At 61.7% G+C, this 3,635-nt stretch carries 4 protein-coding genes and 1 pseudogene; all 5 read left to right on the forward strand.

Going from position 1 to position 3,635, the window contains the following annotated elements; all coding sequences use genetic code 11:
- Nucleotides 1-138: pseudogene (locus tag VQ042_RS24960) on the forward strand (ISAs1 family transposase); the annotation flags it as partial.
- Between the two features lie 326 nt (nucleotides 139-464).
- On the forward strand, nucleotides 465-836 hold the full coding sequence (gene rpsL, locus VQ042_RS24965; RefSeq protein WP_009209736.1) for a 30S ribosomal protein S12: 372 nt from the start codon (nucleotides 465-467) through the stop codon (nucleotides 834-836).
- Nucleotides 837-867: 31 nt separating this feature from the next.
- Nucleotides 868-1,338, forward strand: a complete 471-nt coding sequence (rpsG, locus tag VQ042_RS24970; protein WP_009209735.1) for a 30S ribosomal protein S7 — start codon at nucleotides 868-870, stop codon at nucleotides 1,336-1,338.
- A 30-nt stretch (nucleotides 1,339-1,368) separates the two neighbouring features.
- Entirely contained in the window at nucleotides 1,369-3,459 is a 2,091-nt protein-coding gene (gene fusA, locus VQ042_RS24975; protein WP_331822957.1) for an elongation factor G, read from the forward strand.
- Between the two features lie 63 nt (nucleotides 3,460-3,522).
- Nucleotides 3,523-3,635, forward strand: a 113-nt coding sequence (locus tag VQ042_RS24980) for a GTP-binding protein (protein ID WP_134887344.1), incomplete at its 3' end; no start/stop codon positions are given.

A 3,635-nucleotide genomic window follows, 5' to 3' on the forward strand; every position in this document is an offset into this window, starting at 1 on the left:
AGGAACATGGCCGTCGTGCGCCACTTCGCCCTCAACCTCATCCGAAGTGCCACCGACAAAAAGTCCCTCAAATCGCGGCGAAAACTCGCCGGCTGGTCTCCCGACTACCTCGCCAAACTCCTCGATCCGACGGCATGAAATATGGATTCGGAGCCCTGGCTCCCGGGTGGCGGGGTTGACGAGGGGGGAGGGAATCGATAGATAGCGCTCCAACAGAGCCGATGTGAAGCCGACTCTATCCCAAGGACGCCGCGTCCGGGATCCAGAGCTTCAAACAAGGCTTCGTTCAACGAGACGCCACATCGCTGTATGCACGATCGCCCTGGCGGTCCTCTGCTTCGTGCCGGGCAGTCCGCAATTCTTGCGGATCATATGCTCGGTTTCGTGCATGGAGAAGTCCACTCCACGTGCGGGCGGGCTGCTTCGTTTCGAACTTTGGATTTGGAAGAAGAGGGAAGGTTGGAATGCCGACCATCAACCAGCTTGTCCGGAAGCCGCGCGTTCGTCCTACCGAGCGTAATACGGTCCCGGCACTCGAAGCGAACCCGCAGAAGCGCGGTGTCTGCACTCGTGTGTATACGACGACCCCGAAGAAGCCGAACTCGGCTCTGCGTAAGGTCGCCAAGGTTCGCCTCGTCAATGGTTACGAGGTGATCGGCTACATCCCGGGCGAGGGCCATAACCTTCAGGAGCACTCCGTGGTGATGATCCGCGGCGGTCGCGTGAAGGATCTTCCCGGCGTTCGCTATCACATCATTCGCGGCGTGCTCGACACGCAGGGTGTCAAGAACCGGAAGCAGCGGCGCTCGAAGTACGGCGCCAAGCGCCCGAAATAAGCCCAACGCTGATCACTGGAAGAGACGATAAATGTCCCGCCGTCACAGAGCCGAAAAGCGCGAGATCAACCCGGACCCGAAGTTCGGCGATCTCATCGTATCCAAGTTCATGAATGCCGTCATGTATGACGGCAAGAAGTCGGTTGCCGAGCGCATCGTGTATGGCGCGTTCGACGCCGTCCACGAGAAGTCCCGTCAGGACGCCGTGGCGATCTTCCATCAGGCGCTCGAGAACATCTCGCCGCATGTGGAAGTCCGTTCGCGCCGCGTTGGTGGTGCAACCTACCAGGTCCCGGTCGACGTTCGTCCGGAGCGTCGTCAGGCACTGGCCATTCGCTGGCTGATCACTGCGGCCCGGAACCGCAATGAAACGACCATGGTCGATCGCCTGTCGGGCGAACTCATGGACGCAGCCAACAACCGCGGTACTGCCGTGAAGAAGCGCGAAGACACGCACCGCATGGCGGAAGCGAACCGCGCCTTCTCGCACTACCGCTGGTAATTCTAGCTTCTTTCCGAAAGGCGACGCCCGATGGCACGCGACTACAAGATCGAAGACTACCGCAATTTCGGCATCATGGCCCACATCGATGCGGGCAAGACGACGACGACCGAGCGGATTCTCTTCTATACCGGCAAGTCCCACAAGATCGGCGAAGTGCACGACGGCGCTGCGACGATGGACTGGATGGAGCAGGAGCAGGAGCGCGGCATCACCATCACGTCCGCCGCGACGACCACGTTCTGGGAAGGCCGTGACGGCAAGAAGCGCCGTTTCAACATCATCGACACCCCGGGCCACGTCGACTTCACCATCGAGGTCGAGCGTTCGCTGCGGGTGCTCGACGGTGCGATCGCTCTGCTGGACGCCAATGCCGGTGTCGAGCCGCAGACCGAGACTGTCTGGCGCCAGGCCGACAAGTACCAGGTCCCGCGGATGATCTTCGTCAACAAGATGGACAAGACCGGCGCCGACTTCTACCGCTGCGTCGACATGATCAAGTCGCGTCTCGGCGCGCGTCCGGTCGTCGTTCAGCTGCCGATCGGTGCCGAAAACGAGTTCAAGGGTGTCGTCGACCTTATCGAGATGAAGGCGCTTGTCTGGCGCAACGAAAATCTCGGTGCCGAGTGGGACATCGTCGAGATCCCGGACGATCTGAAGGATCGCGCCGCGGAATATCGCGAGCTGATGATCGAGGCCGCCGTCGAGATCGACGAAGCCGCGACCGAGAAGTATCTCGAAGGCGAGATGCCGGACAACGAAGAGCTGCGCCGCCTGATCCGCAAGGGTACCTGCGACGTGTGGTTCACGCCAGTCCTGTGCGGTTCGGCCTTCAAGAACAAGGGCGTCCAGCCGCTGCTCGACGCGGTCGTCGACTTCCTGCCGTCGCCGGTCGAAGTCGCCGCCATCAAGGGTATCGATCCGAAGACCGATCTCGACATGATCCGTCGGTCCGCCGACGACGAGCCGGTCTCCATGCTGGCCTTCAAGATCATGAACGACCCGTTCGTCGGTTCGCTCACCTTCGCCCGCATCTATTCGGGTGTTCTCACCAAGGGTTCCTCGGTGATGAACACGGTGAAGGACAAGCGCGAGCGCATCGGCCGCATGCTGCAGATGCACTCGAACTCGCGTGAAGACATCGAGATCGCCTACGCCGGCGACATCGTGGCCCTGGCCGGTCTCAAGGAGACCACCACGGGCGACACGCTCTGCGATCCGCTGAAGCCGGTCATCCTGGAGCGCATGGAATTCCCCGATCCGGTCATCGAGATCGCGATCGAGCCGAAGACCAAGGGCGACCAGGAGAAGATGGGCCTCGCGCTCAACCGCCTGGCAGCCGAGGATCCGTCCTTCCGCGTCAAGACCGACGAGGAATCCGGCCAGACGATCATTGCCGGCATGGGCGAGTTGCACCTCGACATCCTGGTCGACCGCATGCGCCGCGAGTTCAAGGTCGAGGCGAATGTGGGTGCACCGCAGGTTGCCTACCGCGAGACGATCACGCGGAAGGCCGAGGTGGACTACACCCACAAGAAGCAGACCGGCGGTACGGGCCAGTTCGCTCGCGTCAAGCTGGTCTTCGAACCGGCCGAGATTGGCGAAGGCTTCTCCTTCGAGTCCAAGATCGTCGGCGGCGCCGTGCCGAAGGAATACATCCCGGGTGTCCAGAAGGGCATCCAGTCGGTTCTCGGTGCGGGTCCGCTTGCGGGCTTCCCGATGGTCGACATCAAGTCCGAGCTTCTCGACGGCGCCTTCCATGACGTCGACTCCTCGGTCCTGGCCTTCGAGATCGCTGCCCGTGCAGCGTTCCGCGAAGCCATCCAGAAGGCCGGTCCGCGCCTGCTGGAGCCGGTGATGAAGGTCGAAGTCGTGACGCCCGAGGATTATGTCGGCGACGTGATCGGCGACCTGAACTCGCGGCGTGGTCAGATCCAGGGCACCGAGCCGCGCGGTATCGCGCAGGTCGTCAATGCCATGGTGCCGCTGGCCAACATGTTCGGTTACGTGAACCAGCTTCGCTCGATGTCGCAGGGCCGTGCCCAGTACACGATGCAGTTCGATCACTACGAGCAGGTGCCGAACCAGGTCGCTGAAGAGATCCAGAAGAAGTTCGCCTGATCGCGTACGGCTTCGAGACGAATAGGGCTCCCTGAGCCCGGACTAGACAAACGGAGTGGCAAGATGGCCAAGAGCAAATTCGAGCGCAACAAGCCGCATGTGAACATCGGCACGATTGGTCACGTCGACCATGGCAAGACGTCGCTGACGGCGGCGATCACGAAGTATTTCGGCGA

This window comes from Aurantimonas sp. A2-1-M11, from assembly GCF_036549475.1.
Lineage (GTDB): Bacteria > Pseudomonadota > Alphaproteobacteria > Rhizobiales > Rhizobiaceae > Aurantimonas.